The 16,131-nt window shown below is 44.1% G+C and carries 12 protein-coding genes; 5 read left to right on the top strand and 7 right to left on the bottom strand.

All coding sequences use genetic code 11. The features are described 5' to 3' along the window. Nucleotides 1-76: 76 nt before the first annotated feature. Together VHA02S_RS17050 and VHA02S_RS17045 are read right to left on the bottom strand one after the other, a co-directional pair. Complete coding sequence (locus tag VHA02S_RS17050; protein ID WP_005451697.1) at nucleotides 77-715, bottom strand: lysoplasmalogenase; 639 nt, start codon at nucleotides 713-715, stop codon at nucleotides 77-79. A gap of 266 nt (nucleotides 716-981) precedes the next feature. Further along, on the bottom strand, nucleotides 982-2,130 hold the full coding sequence (locus VHA02S_RS17045; RefSeq protein ID WP_038898909.1) for an iron-containing alcohol dehydrogenase: 1,149 nt from the start codon (nucleotides 2,128-2,130) through the stop codon (nucleotides 982-984). 181 nt (nucleotides 2,131-2,311) lie between these two features. Here VHA02S_RS17045 and VHA02S_RS17040 point away from each other — a divergent pair, with 181 nt between their 5' ends. Together VHA02S_RS17040 and VHA02S_RS17035 are read left to right on the top strand one after the other, a co-directional pair. Continuing rightward, on the top strand, nucleotides 2,312-3,193 hold the full coding sequence (locus VHA02S_RS17040; RefSeq protein WP_038898910.1) for an AraC family transcriptional regulator: 882 nt from the start codon (nucleotides 2,312-2,314) through the stop codon (nucleotides 3,191-3,193). A 277-nt stretch (nucleotides 3,194-3,470) separates the two neighbouring features. Then, complete coding sequence (locus VHA02S_RS17035; protein WP_038898911.1) at nucleotides 3,471-6,635, top strand: chitinase C-terminal domain-containing protein; 3,165 nt, start codon at nucleotides 3,471-3,473, stop codon at nucleotides 6,633-6,635. A gap of 102 nt (nucleotides 6,636-6,737) precedes the next feature. Here the strand turns inward: VHA02S_RS17035 and glgC are convergent, their stop codons facing one another. From glgC to VHA02S_RS17015, 4 genes are all read right to left on the bottom strand, one after another. Continuing rightward, a complete protein-coding gene (gene glgC / locus VHA02S_RS17030; protein ID WP_038898912.1) occupies nucleotides 6,738-7,952 on the bottom strand; it encodes a glucose-1-phosphate adenylyltransferase in 1,215 nt (404 codons plus the stop codon). A gap of 387 nt (nucleotides 7,953-8,339) precedes the next feature. Continuing rightward, nucleotides 8,340-10,088 carry a formate--tetrahydrofolate ligase gene (locus tag VHA02S_RS17025; RefSeq protein ID WP_038898913.1) on the bottom strand — a complete coding sequence of 583 codons (1,749 nt, stop codon included), beginning with the start codon at nucleotides 10,086-10,088 and terminating at the stop codon, nucleotides 8,340-8,342. A gap of 237 nt (nucleotides 10,089-10,325) precedes the next feature. Beyond that, on the bottom strand, nucleotides 10,326-11,630 hold the full coding sequence (locus VHA02S_RS17020; protein ID WP_009700365.1) for an inosine/guanosine kinase: 1,305 nt from the start codon (nucleotides 11,628-11,630) through the stop codon (nucleotides 10,326-10,328). A gap of 130 nt (nucleotides 11,631-11,760) precedes the next feature. Beyond that, nucleotides 11,761-12,234, bottom strand: coding sequence for a CreA family protein (locus tag VHA02S_RS17015; RefSeq protein WP_005451711.1), 474 nt, complete (start codon nucleotides 12,232-12,234; stop codon nucleotides 11,761-11,763). Nucleotides 12,235-12,447: 213 nt separating this feature from the next. Between VHA02S_RS17015 and VHA02S_RS17010 the strand changes: the two genes are divergently transcribed. From VHA02S_RS17010 to VHA02S_RS17000, 3 genes are all read left to right on the top strand, one after another. Further along, the gene (locus VHA02S_RS17010) at nucleotides 12,448-12,957 is read left to right on the top strand and encodes a hypothetical protein (protein WP_005451712.1); all 510 of its coding nucleotides are present in this window, start codon (nucleotides 12,448-12,450) and stop codon (nucleotides 12,955-12,957) included. Nucleotides 12,958-13,029: 72 nt separating this feature from the next. Beyond that, nucleotides 13,030-14,784: an HD domain-containing phosphohydrolase gene (locus VHA02S_RS17005; protein ID WP_038898914.1), complete on the top strand. Its 1,755-nt coding sequence runs from the start codon at nucleotides 13,030-13,032 to the stop codon at nucleotides 14,782-14,784. A gap of 240 nt (nucleotides 14,785-15,024) precedes the next feature. Then, the gene (locus tag VHA02S_RS17000; RefSeq protein ID WP_038898915.1) at nucleotides 15,025-15,693 is read left to right on the top strand and encodes an HAD-IA family hydrolase; all 669 of its coding nucleotides are present in this window, start codon (nucleotides 15,025-15,027) and stop codon (nucleotides 15,691-15,693) included. Between the two features lie 217 nt (nucleotides 15,694-15,910). Here the strand turns inward: VHA02S_RS17000 and VHA02S_RS26270 are convergent. After that, a partial coding sequence (locus VHA02S_RS26270; protein ID WP_218000900.1) for a hypothetical protein occupies nucleotides 15,911-16,131 on the bottom strand: 221 nt, incomplete at its 5' end.

The raw sequence follows: 16,131 nt of genomic DNA, 5'->3' as shown, positions 1-16,131 counted from the left end.
CCTGTTTATAAGGGTTAAACTGTCCAACTGGTGAGCAAATAACTCATTACAAAACTACCTGATAATGTAGTCAATTTTAAAGAAAACGGATCACTATCGCGAAGACAGACATGGTGATCAGAAACTGAGCTGAATAGTAGGTTGTCATGACGACTTGACGTGAAAATATCGAAGTGCTGCCAAAGCGCTCAAAGGCTAGCACAACGCCAGACATAGTGAAGATGAAACTGCCAAGCACCGCGAAAGCTGACGATTGTGTTTTACCACTTGCGTAATACTCCATCGCCATCCATAGCATCGTCATCAAAACAAAGATGTAGCTAGCAACGGACCATTTTTCTTTACCCAAGTCGGGCTTAAAGAATGAGTAAGCGCAAAGTCCAGCGCCGAATACAGCAAATGGGAGCCAAGGGGTGAAATGCCAGGCTGCCATATTAATGAAGCCCAAGGCGTAACTGATCTGTGCGAGACAAAACAGTTTGATCCCAAAAACAAACTTATCTTTTGGGTGCATCATGATTAAATCACCGATCAGAGACAACGAAAGTCCGGAGATTACCCACTTTGTGTAGGGAAGGTGACTGGCTGGAGACATGAGTAACATGCCAATCATAGCGATGAGTGGCAGTGGTTTGGTCAGAAAGAACAGCCACTTTGGACCAGTCTTAATGCTGATGATATGTATGAGCGCACAAGCAATGACAATCAGCCACATACGATTAACTCTTGAATAGACGACATTACGCTCAATGTTTGATGAGCAAGCTAAAAAGGACACTTCGAATAGTAAGCACTTGGTTTGTTTTTAGTCATTGGCTTACATAAACACATCGAACTATCGCCTATTTGTTATTTTTCTAGCAGAAAAGTTCAATATTTATTGCATTGTCAGTGTTCGGCTAAATTAACATAAAAAAACGGTATTGTGTCTACGAGGACACAATACCGTTAAAAAAGGCAGTATTTTGATAGATTGAGTCGTTAAGCGACTGCTAGGTCAAGAATCTGGCGGCTGCTTTCAAGATCGATTGCTTGGTTTTCACCAAGAACAGTCATGCCATGTTTGCTCAGTTGTGCGATCACTGAGTCAATTGCTGCTTCGCGGTCATCACCGTAACCTTCTAATTGTGTTGCTACACCTAGTTGGTGGTAGAAAGCTTCGATCGCTTGGATCGTGCGCTCTGCCAAATCATCACCATCAGACAAACCAAATACGTTGCGACCCATTTGCTCAAGCTTAGGACGCTTAAATTGCATTTGGTTGCGAAGTAGGGATGGTTGAATGATTGCAAGTGAACGAGCGTGGTCAATATGCCACAATGCTGTAAGTTCATGACCGATCATATGTGTTGCCCAGTCTTGTGGAACACCACTACCAATTAGACCGTTGAGTGCTTGGTTTGCTGTCCACATCAGGTTTGCGCGCCATTGGTCGTTGTCACGTTCTTCAAACTGTTCGCCCAGAACTTTTAGGTTTTTCAGTAGTGCTTCTGCATAGCCGTCTTGAACCATTGCACCAGTAGGCAGTGTTAGGTACTGCTCACAAACGTGTACCCATGCATCTACGACACCGTTGATCAACTGACGCTCTGGGAGTGTTTTCATTACATCAGGATCAAGGACCGCAAATTTAGGCTGCACGGCAGGAGCAAGAAACGCCAATTTATCTTGAGTTTCCTTTTTGGTGATAACTGCGCCCATGTTTGATTCTGAGCCAGTAGCTGGAAGTGTCAAAATCGCGGCTAGTGGTGTCGCTTCTGTCACTTGATGTTTGCCAACCATGATGTCCCAGCCATCACCGTCGTATTTTGCCGATGCTGCAACGTACTTAGAACCATCAATAACCGAACCACCACCTACGGCAAGGATAAAATCAACGTTTTGTTCTTTTACGATTGCAACGGCTTTATCTAGCGTTTCTTTGGTTGGATTTGGCTCTACACCTGAGAACTCAAGCCACTCGCGACCTTCTAGAGCTTGCGCGACTTGGTCGTAAACACCGTTCTTCTTAATTGAACCGCCACCATAAATGACAAGTACTTTTTGACCGGTAGGGATCGCGTTTGTAATTGCGGCGATTTGACCTTGTCCGAAGAAGATTTGAGTTGGGTTGACGTATGAAAAGTTCATTATTAGACCTCTTGCTTCCATTGTGAGGAGAGTGGATACATGCATATTAGTACGCGTTGATGCGCCTTAGTAGGTCGATTTCTGTAATTTTTTTGCCTATTTCTACAAATGTGCGTTCGTTGTGCTGGAACTGTAATCAGAACTCCAAGTATAGTGCGTGGAAAGTTATTGGAGTGAAACAATGAAGACACTTGCTCAGATCATGCAACAGTACGCCACTAAATTTGATTTGGATAAATTAGAAGGCATTAAAGAAACCGCTATTGACGGCGTGTGGTTTTATCGCAGTAGCAAAGGTAACAACCGCCAACCTTTTGTTTATCAATCTGGAATCATTGTTCTCGGGCAGGGACACAAGAACATCCATATCGGTCAGACGCCAGTTCGCTATGGACCAGATGACTATTTGGTGGTTGGAGTTCCTATGCCTTTAGAATGTGAAGCCATTGCTGTCGATAATGAGCCGTTGCTCGGGATTTCAATTGATATCTCGCCTGCGATGCTGCAAAAGCTGGTAAAGAAACTGGAATCGCAACACTATAGTAATGTATGTGAAGACGAGGCCCGTTGTGGTTTGAAGTCAGTTCGAATGAATGAGCAGATGCTGGATGCGTGTAAACGTTTGATGACGGCTTTGTGCGATGACCTTGAAGTTGCAATGCTTGGCGACATGTTACTGGAAGAGATTGTCTATCGAACATTAGTGAGTGAGTCAGGGCATGTTTTGTTCGAATTAGCACATCAAGAAGGGTCATACGCGCGCGTGGCGAAAGCGCTTAACCGCGTTCATCAAGAGTACCATGAACAACTAAATGTTCAGACGCTAGCTGAAGAAGCGAACATGAGTGTTTCAGCGTTTCATCAAGCCTTTCGAAGCGTAACGCTTGAATCACCTCTGCAATACATCAAAAAGGTTCGCTTAAATAAAGCACGCGAATTAATTCAGTTAGAAGGAAGACGGGTAAACGATGCAGCACGTTTAGTTGGTTACAGTAGCCCATCACAGTTCAGTCGAGAGTACAAGCGCCACTTTAACGAAACTCCAAGATCAACAAAGGCTTAGTGATCTTTATTTCAAAATTACGACTTTTTTCGTCTTTTTTAATAAATTGCGATCGACATATTTATTTGAGTAATAAAATTAGTTATTGGTGCAAAATAAGATGTCTTTTGTTGCAACGTTTTAGTGGATTCTTGAGAGGTGTTGCTGAAAATTTATAAATATATAGTGTGAAACTCTGTAGTTGTACTTAAGTTATTTTACGTCGAAACAAAAGTAATAGTGCGCGGTAGTTAAGCGTATTTTGTATTGTATTAACAATAACTTAAGGAAGAGCAATATGCACCTTAGAAACGGGAAAGCAGTGAAGAGTGTATTTACACTCAGTACGTTAACTGCATCTTGTCTAATGGCTTTCAACACCTATGCGGCGGTTGATTGTGCCCCTCTAGAAGTTTGGGATTCGTCAAAGGTTTACAATGGCGGTGACCAAGTTCAACACGAAAACAACGCTTACAAAGCGCGTTATTGGACCCAAAACAACAACCCTGCGCAATCAGGTCAGTGGGGTGAATGGGAAAACCTAGGCGCATGTGGTGATACGGGACCTGTCGATCCACCTGTGAATGAAGTACCGACGGTTACGTTAACATCACCTTCTGCGTCGGCTTCGATCACCGCCGGTGACGTGGTTAACTTAGCTGCGGATGCCGTAGATACTGACGGCACAATCAGTAAAGTTGAGTTCTTTGTTGATGGTGCGCTGGTTGGCACTGCAACAGCAGCGCCTTTCACGGCTTCATGGACGGCAACTGAAGGTGCTCACGAGTTCTCTACCAAAGCGTATGATGACAAAAATGCAGTGAGTGCGGTTAGTGCTGTCACTCTTAATGTAAATGCAGGTCAGCCAGGCAACGAAGCGCCAACTGTTGATGTTGCACTATCTGCAACTTCTATCGAACTTGGTGGCTCAGTCACGGTAACTGCGAATGCTGCTGATGCAGATGGCACAGTCGATAAAGTTGAGTTCTTCGCTGCGGGTGCGTTGATCGGCACCGCAACAGCAGCACCTTATGCCGTTGACTTTATGCCTGCACAAGCGGGTAGCGTATCTGTTTACGCGAAAGCAACTGACGATGCTGGCGCAACAACAGACTCTTCACTTGTTTCCTTGACCGTTAATGGTGGCGCAGTGACGTCGAACTGTCGTCCTGACGGTCTGTACCAAACAACGGGTCTAGATGTACCTTACTGTACTATTTACGACGAAGAAGGTCGTGAAAAAATGGGTGCCGATCACCCACGTCGTGTCATCGGTTACTTTACTAGCTGGCGTAGTGGTGATGACCCACAAGCAGCATATCTAGTTAAAGACATCCCTTGGGATCAACTAACTCACATCAACTACGCGTTCGTAAGCATCGGCTCTGACGGTAAAGTTAATGTTGGGGATGTGAATGATCCAACTAACCCTGCGACGGGCAAAACGTGGTCGGGTGTTGAAGTAGATCCAGCGCTAGGCTTTAAAGGTCATTTTGGTGCATTAGCGACTTACAAACAGAAACACGATGTTAAGACGTTGATTTCTATTGGTGGCTGGGCTGAAACGGGTGGTCACTTCGGTGCAGATGGTAACCGTGTTGCTGACGGTGGCTTCTATACGATGACGACTAACGCAGACGGTTCAATCAACCATGCGGGTATCGAGAAGTTTGCGACATCTGCTGTTGAAATGATGCGTACATACAAGTTCGATGGTCTAGACATTGACTACGAGTACCCAACTTCTATGGCAGGAGCGGGTAACCCTTACGATAAAGACTTCATGGAACCACGTCGTCCATACTTGTGGGCGTCTTACCAAGAACTTATGAAAGTGCTTCGTGAGAAGTTGGATGCAGCATCAGCACAAGATGGTCATCACTACATGCTAACGATTGCAGCGCCTTCTTCAGGTTACTTGCTACGTGGTATGGAAACCTTCGACGTTACTAAGTACCTAGATTACGTAAACATCATGTCTTACGACTTACACGGTGCTTGGAACGACCACGTTGGTCATAACGCGGCACTGTTCGATACAGGTAAAGACTCTGAGCTAGCACAGTGGAATGTATATGGCACTGCGGCTTACGGTGGTATTGGCTACTTGAACACGGATTGGGCATACCATTACTTCCGCGGTTCAATGCCTGCTGGTCGTATTAACATTGGTGTTCCTTACTATACTCGTGGTTGGCAAGGTGTGACAGGTGGTGAAAACGGCCTTTGGGGTCGTGCAGCATTACCAAACCAGTCTGAATGTGCGCCTGGTACAGGTGAAGGTGAGAAGAACAACTGTGGTCACGGTGCTCTAGGTATCGATAACATGTGGCACGATACTGACCCTAAAGGCAACGAAATGGGCGCAGGTTCTAACCCAATGTGGCACGCGAAGAACCTAGAGAAAGGCATTTGGGGTTCCTATGCTCAAGCGTATGGTCTAGATCCAGTTAACGACCCTTCAGACCAATTGATTGGTACCTACACGCGTAACTATGATGATGTTGCGTTAGCTCCATGGCTATGGAACGCAGAGAAGAGCGTATTCCTTTCAACAGAAGATAAAGCGTCTGTTGAAGTGAAAGCGGACTACGTTATCGATAAAGAGATCGGCGGTATCATGTTCTGGGAGCTTGCGGGTGACTACAACTGTTACGTCCTAGATGCGAATGGCAACCGTACAACGATAGATGCATCTGAACAAGCGTGTGCTGCAGGTAATGGTGAGTACCACATGGGTAACACGATGACCAAGGCGATTTACGATAAGTTTAAGTCTGCAACGCCTTACGGAAACAAGATTGCGACAGGTCCGATTCCAACAGAAGCAGTAGACATCGCTGTTAGCGTTGGTGGCTTTAAAGTTGGTGACCAAAACTACCCAATCAATCCTAAGATCACGTTTACGAACAACACTGGTCAAGCGATTCCTGGTGGTACAGAATTCCAGTTTGATATTCCTGTATCAGCACCGGATAACGCGAAAGATCAATCTGGTGGTGGTCTAAGTGTGATTGCTTCTGGTCACACTCGTGCAAACAACATCGGTGGTCTAGATGGTGTTATGCATCGCGTATCTTTCTCTCTACCTGCATGGAAAGACTTACCAGCAGGCGGTACTTACGAGCTCGATATGGTTTACTACCTACCAATCTCTGGTCCTGCTAATTACACCGTAATTTCTGGCGGTAAAGAGTTTGCGTTTAAGTTTGAGCAACCAGATCTACCAATTGGTGACTTAAACTCTGGCACCGGTGGTGGTGGCGGTACTGAGCCTGGTACTTGTGACACTGCAGGGTTAGTTACTTACCCAGATCTGCCACAAACTGATTGGCAAGGTAACCCAAGCCACGCTAACCAAGGTGACAAAGTGATTCACAATGGTGTGGTATACCAAGCAAACTGGTGGACTGCATCAGAGCCGGGTAGTGATGGTAGCTGGTCAACAGTATGTAATATCTAATCCAATTTGAGTGGATGACAAAAGCGCGCGATTTACATCGCGCGCTTTTTTATTTGGTGAGCTTGGTTTTTCTCTATTGATGATTACATGAGAGCAAAAAAGCTAGAACTGGTAACCTTCCGGAATAACTACGATGCCTTTTTCAGAAACATGGAATCGCTTTGCGTCTTCAATTTTGTTTATTCCAATTTGAGTATGAGGGGGAATTCGAACGTGCTTGTCGATAATACAACTCACCAACTGACAGCCTTCTCCAACTTCGACATCATCAAAAATAATGCTATCTACGACAGTTGCACTATCATGAATGCGCACATTTGATGCTATCACTGAGTGCTGAACAGACCCTCCCGAATTGATAACGCCATTGGCGATGATTGAGTTTATAAAAATACCTTCATTACCTGTGGCTGATGAAACGGTTCTCGCTGGTGGAAATTGCGCTTCATAAGTGCGAATCGCCCAGTTAGGCTGATATAAATTCATTGGTGGTACGGGTTCTAAAAGATCCATATTGGCTTCATAGAAAGAGTCAATCGTACCTACATCGCGCCAGTAGCAATCTTTGTCTACACGACCTTTACTGCCACAGAATTTATAAGCGTAAACGGATTGAGTATCGATGAGCTTTGGGATTATGTCTTTGCCAAAGTCATGGTTGGAATCGTCGAGTTTCGCATCTTCTTCAAGAGCGTCTTGTAGTACGTCCATATCAAAAATATAGATACCCATAGAAGCCAAGCTTTGAGTTGGATCATCTGGCAGAGTAGGTGGGTTTTCTGGTTTTTCGACGAAAGATTCGACCAAACCATTCTCTTTGATGCCCATGACCCCAAAGGCGGTTGCATCTTCAACAGGAACATCCATACAAGCGACCGTTAACTTCGCACCGTTTTCTTTATGCTCTTCGAGCATCGCTGCGTAATCCATGCGGTAGATATGGTCACCAGAAAGAACGACGACGTACTTTGCATCGTTTCGCGAAAGTAGCCACATATTGTGGTAGATCGCATCGGCTGTACCTTCGTACCATGCACCACCTTTGCGCATTTGAGGTGGAACTGCCGTTATGTACTCACCAAGTTCGGGATTAAAGATGGACCAACCATCTCGCAAGTGTTTCTGTAGTGAATGTGATTTGTATTGAGTGAGAACCAATATCTTGCGTAAACCTGAATAAATACAGTTAGTTAGCGTGAAATCAATGATACGATACTTACCGCCAAAAGGAACCGCTGGCTTGGCTCTATCATCGGTGAGAGGGCTTAACCTTGACCCCATACCACCGGCTAAAATTACCGCGAGTGCATCTTGCATAATCTTCCCTTTCCCTTATCTTACGTGCTTCGAAAGCGCTCTAAAGCTTGAGGAGTTAGCCAACTGCTGATTGCTATTCGATGTGCACAGTGAGTGTCCTTTGGTTTTTAGAAATCGTTTTGTTATATACCCTAGTACAAGATTCGAGCCATAGAATTTTATCAATGAAATCAATATATTTTGATAAATGAAGCGTTAACTTTGCACTACATTAGGGAGTGGGGAAATATGTCGTGCACTAAATTGGTGAGGTCGGAGTGGCCAAAGGTTGTCTATAACCCGATTTACAATGTAAAGCGGCGTTAAAACAATGAGGTAATGTGGGACGAGCAGAAATTAAAACAGGAGCTCAAAGGCTCCTATCCATTGTAGAAAACAGCAGTGAGGTTATGACAGACCGATGATGTTACCTTGATCATCAAGATCTAAGTTCATAAATGCAGGTTTGTCTGGTAGCCCTGGCATGGTCATGACGTTTCCTGAAAGTGCGTATACAAAGCCTGCTCCGGCACACAAGCGAAGTTCGCGAATCGGAACGTTAAAGCCACTAGGTGCGCCTTTAATTGCTGAATCTGTACTGAGCGACAACGGCGTTTTAGCAATGCACACAGCTAAGCCGTCAAAGCCAAGCGTTTCAAAGTGCTTGAGCTGCTGTTTTGCTAGATCGCTCATCTCGATATTTGATGCACCATAACCAGCTTCACAGACCGCCATCAGCTTTTCTTTCAATGATTGCTCTTTCGTGTAAAGAGGGGTGAACTCCGATGGATTCTCGCATGCTTCAACAACATGCTTAGCAAGCTCAACGGCACCGTCACCGCCTTTTGCAAATGCGGTGCTGATGGCAACTTTTACTTCAGGATTAAAGCGTTCTATTAAAGACTCTAATTCAGACAGCTCTTCTACAGAATCTTGCGGAAATTGGTTGATCGCAACGACAGCAGGAATACCGTATTTATGAACATTATTGATGTGCCATTTCAGGTTTTCAAACCCTGCTTCTAATGCCGATTGATCGGGGTTGAAAATCGAATCCGGAATAGCCATGCCCGGACGCAAATCGTAGTGACCGGAGTTTGCTTTTAGGCCGCGTAATGTCGCAACAATCACAACACAATCAGGAGCTCGACCAGCCGCCGCCGCTTTTATATTACAAGCTTTTTCGAACCCCATGTCTGAACCAAAACCTGCCTCAGTGACAACGTAACTAGATAGTTTAAGAGCAATTTCGTCTGCAATGATAGAGGAATTACCGTGAGCGATATTAGCAAATGGACCTGCATGAATAAGGGTTGGCACACCTTCTAGAGTCTGCATTAATGTTGGAGCTATTGTCTCTTTGAGTGTGACAGCCATTGCACCTGCGACTTGCAAGTCTTCTGTGGTAACCGGTTGTCCCTCGATATCGTATGCCACGACAATACGCCCAATACGCTGACGTAAGTCTTTAAGATCTTTTGCTAGGGCAAGGATAGCCATAAGCTCAGAGGCTGCGGAGATATCAAAACCTTCACTACGTTCAAAACCGTTAATGGTCTTGCCTTCTTCATTCAGACCAATCTTCACCATGCGTAGTGCACGATCGTTGTGGTCCATTACACGTTTCCACGTGATTCGGTCAACATCGATTTTAAGTGCTTTTAGTCCAGTTCGTGCCTCGAACGCCGCGTAGCCTTCTCGTTGCTCGTGATAGAGACGAGCGTCAAGCGCGGCGGACGCAAGGTTATGCGCTGCGGTAACCGCGTGGATATCACCAGTGAGGTGCAGGTTTAGTTCCTCCATTGGTGCAACTTGAGAGTAACCGCCGCCAGCAGCCCCACCTTTAACGCCAAATACTGGACCCATTGACGGTTGACGAATACATGCCATGACCGATTGATTGATTTTAGATAGCCCTTGAGATAAGCCGATTGTTGTAACGGTCTTACCTTCACCCAAAGGAGTAGGGGTAATCGCAGTGACCAACACTAACTTTCCGTCTTGATTTGTATTGAGGCGCTCAAGACATTGGGGATGAACTTTAGCTTTGTGTTTTCCGTGTGTATCAAATTCGTGCGGCAAAAGCCCTGCATTTGCTGCGACAGTAGCGATAGAAGACAACGGTGTGTTTCGGCAAATTTCAATATCAGACTGCATGGATACTCCAAAAAAATGGCTAACACGTGGCGTTCAGCATCAAGCAATCGAAAGACTGTATTGCTGTTGCGCAAACGTTTGCGCGAGAATAATACTGGTAAAATAAGAGGTGTAAAGCAGTTCGTGCGCCTTAGCGTGCTACATAATAACAAAAAACACTAAATACTGCGCTAGATCAAAACAAAAAGGTCACCAAACGGTGACCTTCGCATATTTTTCGCTCTAAGTGCTTGGTTCTTAGCGATCCCAGTAGGTTTCTTCTAGGCTATCTTCACGCTCTGGTAGAGCACGGGATAGGCGAGGAGAGTGTTGGGTTAGCACTTCGTAACTTACACGGTTAGCGTACTTACAAATTTGAGATAGCGAAGAGTAAGTCAGACAACGTACTTCGTGTTTTTCTGAGTTAGGAACTTCTTTCTGGTGGAAAGAGTTGGCAGCCATGTCGTGCAGAAGAGCAGATAGCGCTGCATCACCAGCACCGTTGGTATTCTTAATCTCAAGTGGTCCACCTAGGTAAGGACCGATATGAGAGTACACTTTCATCGGCTGTTTACAGTCTTCTTTGCGCATAGCACGGCTAAATTCGAACTTGTTGAACTCATCAATTGAGCCTTCAAGGATATCGTGCGTTGTTTCGCGTTTCACTTGTTCTTCGGTGTAACCAGCCATGTATAGACCATCAGGACCAGCAGTACACAAAACAAGGTCTACCCACTCGAGTGCTTTGTCTGCGGCAGCAAGTGGATCAGTTTCTCCAGTAAGCGCAGCGCCTTCTTCCTCGTTCATTGCAACAACAGATACGTTGTCTCGAATGTACTCTTGCCACCACTCAGCGTTGCCTTCGATCACGTATTTTGTACCCAGCGTTAGTACAACAGGGACGTCGTGCTTCTTAGCAAAGTCGATCGCTTTTTGAACGGCTTTTGGCATTGGGTCATCTTCTTTACCGCGCATTAGGTAAGATGAAACGACAAGAGCAGAGGCTTTTTCAAACACCTCTTCAGGAATGCTGTCAGGAGCTAGTTGGTTCATGTGACCTTCGTTAATTGCGAAAGTACGTTCACCATCTTGAGAAATTAGGGTGTAGCAGCGACCAATAGGACCGTCTACAGTTTGCAGGTGGTTAAGGTTCATGCGTGAAGAGGTGCGGCACAGGTAACGGTATGCGAAAGAACCGACTTGAATGTTCTTAGACATAACACCAAGTAGTACAGATTTGCTGTCTGCCAATACAGAGTAGTTGTGCAGAGTGTTACCGATAGTGTCGCCTGGGTATTGATGAGTAATCAGACCTTGCTCTACTAACTCTTCATATAGTGCGTCTGCTTTGCTCTCTTCAAGAACGAGAGAATGACCTTTGCTAAGGTTGTATTTTTCTAAAAACGCATCGTCTACGCGCGCTTCGATATCTACGATGGTTTGACCAACGCCGACAATCGTAGGGCGGTACAGCTTAGGCGCCTGTCGAATTTGGTTGACTAATGGATCTCGAGCGTGAGTTGGGAAGTAGTGTTTAGATTTACGCTGTCCAGGAAACTTCATGCTTGTTCTTGAGTGAGAAAAAAAGAGGCGGGATTGTATCACAAAATTTTGAAAATCGTTGTGTTTTATTACAAAGAAATTCGCCCGCTGAAAAATGCAGCGGGCTGGTGTTTTTAGCAGCGATTTGGGGTTAATTTGTAGGAGTTACAGTCGGTTCGACGTAAGCTTTCGTGCCCCATAATGGCACCGTTGACAAGCTATGTTTGAAGCTGCCTTCGGTCTCTTTCGTGGTGTATGACAAGTAAAGTAACGTTTGATTCTCTGGATCGTAGATTCGACGCACTTTCATCGTTTTAAAGAAGATACTTTTCGATTTTTTGAATACCACTTCCCCTGACTTGCTCTTGTCTATTTTTGCAATCATTTCTGGTGTGATATCACCGGTTTGACGACAAGAGATTGAGCTGTCACTCGGATCAGACAAACTTAGGTTCGCTTCAATAGAAGCAATATGACAAGTTACGCCAGTTACGACTTCATCTTGTAGGTGACCAATTTTAATGTCTTTCATTGTGAACATGCCTAGTGAGACGTCGCCCACTTCATTATCACTACACCCAGCCAAGACCGTTACCAAACCTAGAGCAAGCAAGCTTTTTTTCATTTTTCATCCCTTAAATAGGCTAATTTATTGATTCAATTTATCAGACGCACACGATTAAAACAAAATTTGGCGTTACCTCAGGAGTTTAGCTAGGTTTGTAAGAGGCTTCATGCTAATGTACCGCTCCAGAGCAGGTGAGCACTACATTTCTAATCAAAGTCCTGTCTTTTTTACGCTGTCCAAAATTGAACTAGCAGCGCTTAAGGTAAGAAAATGAACGAACAACAGTTAGAAAGCATTAAAAGAAAAAACGAGTGGCTGCATGATTTAGTAGAAGTTGAATTCCCTACTAAAGAAAGTTTGGAAGGTCGTGAAATTTACAATCGTATGCTTGAGCAGCAAACCTACGAGGTGAGTAGTAATACGTTGCTCTTAGACAATGAGTCAAACTTATCGGTAGAAGACATATTCTTAGTTGATTTTCATCGACTTACCGTGATGTTTTCAATTCTTCAATCGCAGCGTTGGGCAGACAAGCACGAACAAGAAATGATTGTTGAGTTCCTTACCCAAATCATCCTTACACCAGAATTTGAGTTGTATGTCGGATTTAAAGAAGGGGAGCCGGTTGGTGCCGCGATTGTAAGTCAATATGAAGGCAACACCCTTATTTCTGATTTAGTGGTTTCTCAAAATTTAGATAAACGCCAGTTTGTCTGTGATTTAGGAAAAAAGCTGAACCACGATCAAAAGTTGAGTGAAACAATAGTCATTGAAAATTGATCGATATCGGTTCCCTAAAGGGAATCGATGTTTAGAATGTGCAAAATCTTCTTTTTCTCGGCTGGGTAAAACATGTTTAAGCGTTTGACGCGTTTATTGGGTCTTTTGTTGTGCCTAGGGACGGCCGCAGTCAATGCTGACAATACTGATTGGGAAATCGAACGAGTACTGGTGTTACACTCCTATGAGCCTTCATATCAATGGACCAGTGATATTCAAAAAGGCATAGAAGAGGGCTTCAAACAAACGAACAGCGAAGTAAAGCTGTCGATTGAATATCTGGATGCAAAGCGAGTGCATACCGATGGCTATTTTAGACGGATGGCCAATTACCTTAAGTTAAAATACAAAGACTATGAATTTGATGGTGTCATCATTTCTGACGATGCCGCATTGCAGTTTGCAAAGCGATACCTTGCGAATGATGAACGTTTTACCCCTCTCGTAGCGGTTGGAATAAATGACGCGGACGCCACGCTTGATGCGTTGAGTTCTTCTGGTAGCGTGCTTTATGAACAAGACCGAGTTGCCGAAAATATTCTGCTTATCAACCAGCTACGTCCTCAAATCAAGAACCTTTATTACTTAGCTGATCGTAGCATGACGTCTGAGCTTATTCATGAGCGTGTCGTTGCGGAAATGAAAAAGTTTCCTCAGATCAACCTAATCGAGCTACGTGATGAAACCCTTGATGACGCATCAAAGCAACTAGAGAACATAAGCCCAAATGATGCGGTTCTACTCACTCATTTTAATACAGAGGCAGAGCAAGGGCATTACCACTCTTATCAACAAGTGGCGCATGTTATTGGTGCAAAAAGCGCCGCTCCTGTGTTTGTTCTGTGGGAAATGTACCTCGAAGAACCGGGCATTTTAGGTGGTTTTGTCAACCGCTCTGAACAATACGGCTACGAGGCTGCTGAGTTGATGGCTGGGAAATTGGGGTTGTCCATGATCAAAGTGGATGATGAGCTGATATCCGAGGCCGTTCTCGATTTTACTGCTATCCAAAAATACGGAATCAGCCGTTACGATATTCCTGAAAGCGCACACATCATTAATGCGCCACCACCGGCGATTCAAGTAAACATCAAATTGCTCTTGTTTGCTTGTGCGCTGATTATTCTGTTGTTTCTGGTCATCGTCAGTCAGTTTATGACCATGCGCCAACGTAAAGTCATTGACCAAAAGAATCGAAAGATCGTAACGCTACAAAAGCGAACGTTGAGTGTTCAAAAGGAAATGATTCACATATTGGGCGAGGCGATTGAATGCCGATCTGGGGAAACTGGGCAGCACGTAAAGCGCGTCGCGAGACTATCTGCCACTCTGGCGGAATTTTATGGTCTTAGCCATCGCGAAGTGGAAATGATTGAAGTCATAAGTCCAATGCATGATGTGGGGAAAATCTCTGTACCTGAATCCATCCTAGATAAAAAAGGTAAGTTGGATGCAGATGAATGGGAGATCATGAAGCGTCACACTACGAAAGGCTTTGAGTTACTCAATAATCGTAAAGGTGAAATCACCAAACTTGCAGCCATCGTCGCACACGAACATCACGAGCGTTGGGATGGAACTGGGTATCCAAATGGCTTAAAAGGTGAAGATATCCACTTGTTTGCGCGCATTGTTGCGATTGCAGATGTCTTTGACGCTCTATTTACCGAGCGATGTTACAAACGCGCATGGACAACTGAAGAGGTCGTCGAGCTGTTCAGGCAAGAAAAGGGCAAACACTTCGACCCTGTCTTGACTCAGCTTCTGTTAAATAATTTGGATGATTTTATAGAAGTGCGTTATTTGTACCCAGATAACGAAGTTTAATGCTAATTACCACGCTAAATGAAGTTTCATCTTTCTTAATTTTGGCGCTTCATTCGGTGATCTTGCTTAAAAAAATGTTAATTGCTCTTTCTCATTTCTACGAAATGCCAAGTCTGTCGTTTAAACATTTCTAAACTTACCTATCATGGGTATACATATTTAGTACAAATAAATAAGTCAATAAGTTCAAACTTAATTGAACAGCAGAGTGTGTAATATTCGTTGGCGGGGGACTGGCGTATGGCTATTAACAATATTAAATGCGTCATATTCGATTGTGATGGGACCTTGGTAGACAGTGAACGTTTGTGCTGCCAAGCATTGGTGAACGTGTTTAGCCAGTATGGCGCTGAAATGACCTTCGATGAGTGTGTCGAGCATTTTAAAGGCGGTAAGTTGGCAGACATTCTCCGTGATGCGAAAGAGTTGATGAGCGTAAATGCCTCTATTGATGTTCTTGAACCGCAATATAGAGAAGAGTTACAAAAGCTATTTGTGCGTCACTTGCAACCAATGGACGGGGCAAAACGACTCATTCAGTTCTTAGATTCACACAACATTGAATATTGTGTTGCTTCTAATGGTCCTAAAGACAAGATTGAGTATTCACTAGAGCTGACAGGGCTATTGGACGCATTTAAAGGCAAAGTATTTTCTGCATTTGATGCGAACAGTTGGAAGCCGGAACCGGATCTCATTATGTACAGCGCAATGAATATGGGCTTTCTCCCTAGTGATTGCTTGTACATTGACGATACGCCTAAAGGAGTGGAAGCTGGTTTAAATGCAGGCGTAAGAACCATTCAGCTTTATAACGGCGCACCGATTAATCTAGTAAACGATGAGCGCGTTATTCAAATTTCACACCTTGATGAACTAAAAGAGCAGCTCTTAGGCTGCTCAGTTTAGTGACAAACATTGCTTAAACTATGGATGTGTTTGAATTTAGTTTGTAACAACGGGGTTTGATGCAAGCATTGGATAGATGAAAAGTTTTTTGTATGGAATCCACAAGAAGCACATGTGAATTTTTCGCCATCTGATGAAATCATATATTCATCGCATTGGCATAGGGGACACTGAAGATCATCAGTGTCTTTTGTTTTGTTGTAATTATTCATATTGTTCACCAGCAGCAAATTTTATTGGCAATATCTAGAATAGCGGAACGTCTAACCTTTGAACATTCTTTCATCAAGTTCAGAGAATTATTTCGATTCACTTCAAAGTAAAGTGATTTGATATCCAGATAATGCTTGATTAGCAAAATTTGTATACTCAAGTGCATCCAGGTTACAAGTGCATCCAGGTTACATAGTACCTTGCGTTGTTTTTCTTGCTCTCGAA

It is taken from the genome of Vibrio harveyi NBRC 15634 = ATCC 14126 = KCTC 12724, from assembly GCF_001591145.1.
In the GTDB taxonomy this organism is placed as follows: Bacteria; Pseudomonadota; Gammaproteobacteria; order Enterobacterales; family Vibrionaceae; genus Vibrio; species Vibrio harveyi.
Note: the sequence above shows the minus strand (reverse complement) of the source record. Positions and strands in the feature narration are given on the sequence as shown.